1 protein-coding gene is annotated in these 1172 nt (G+C 72.4%); it reads left to right on the top strand.

Annotation, left to right across the window (positions count from 1 at the left end; genetic code table 11):
• On the top strand, nucleotides 1-973 hold a 973-nt coding region (locus QH283_RS00890), incomplete at its 5' end, for an alpha/beta hydrolase family protein (protein ID WP_280501115.1).
• Nucleotides 974-1172 lie beyond the last annotated feature (199 nt).

Raw genomic sequence — 1172 nt, forward strand, 5'->3', positions numbered from 1 at the left:
GTTGTACGGCTCGACCACCGTGGGCGACGCGCCGACCACCGCGAGCGCCGCGGTCTACTTCCCACCCGGCGAGGCCCCCGAGGGCGGCTGGCCGGTGATCGCCTGGGCGCACGGCACCGTCGGCATCGGCGACGACTGCGCCTACAGCATCGCCGGTCCCGGTGCGCGCGACCGCGACTGGGAGTACCTGGGCGCCTGGCTGGACCAGGGCTACGCGGTGGTGGCCGCCGACTACGCGGGCCTGGGCACCCCGGGTGAGCACCCCTATCTGGACGGCATCGTGGAGGCGCACAACATCGTCGACGCGGTGCGCGCGGCGACCGCGCAGTACCCGAGCCTGTCGCGCGAGTGGGTGGTGGTCGGCCAGTCCCAGGGCGGCGCGGCCGCGGTGTTCACCGCCCGGCACGCCACCGAGTTCGGCCCCGACCTGGACTTCCGCGGCGCGGTCGGCACCGGCGTGCCCGCCTACCTCGAGGACGTCCTGCAATTCCTCGGCCCCGGCGTTCCTCCGATCGAGCTCGGCGCGCACACCAGCGCCTACGTGCTCTACCTGCTGGCGGGCCTGCAGACCGCGCACCCCGAGCTGAACATCGAGGCGCTGCTCACGGACGCGGGCAGGCAGTGGGTCGAACGCGGCCGCAGCGTATGCCTCGAGGACTTCGGCGCGGAACTGACCGCCGACAACGTGGTGCTCGGCTCGCTGTTCGCCCGGCCGTTGATGTCGCTGCCGAACGTGCACGGCCTGCTGGCCGGCTATCTCGGCCTGCCCGAATCCGGCTACGACCGTCCGTTGTTCCTCGGCCAGGGCCTGCGCGACACCGACGTGCTCACCCCGGAGACGCTGCGCTTCGCCGCGGGCCTCATCGCCCGAGGCGAACCGGTGACCCTGCGCGTCTACGACGACGACCACAGCGGCACGGTGAACGCCTCGCTGGTGGACTCGATCCCGTTCGTGCGCGGCCTGTTCGAGTGAGCTGAGCGGTACCGGCGCCGCTCACCCGGCGCCGAGGCGGCAGGCGCGGGTGAGCGGACCGGCGAGCCAGAACTGTTTACTCAGCATCGCCCGCTCCCTCGGTCTTGCGGGTGCGGGTGCGAGTGGTCTTCGGCTTCACCTCACCGGCATCGGTCTTCTCCGCGGGCTCACTGACCGGTTTGGGCAGCAGACCCGCAGC

The sequence above is a fragment of the Nocardia farcinica genome (genome assembly GCF_029867845.1).
Classification (GTDB): domain Bacteria; phylum Actinomycetota; class Actinomycetes; order Mycobacteriales; family Mycobacteriaceae; genus Nocardia; species Nocardia farcinica_A.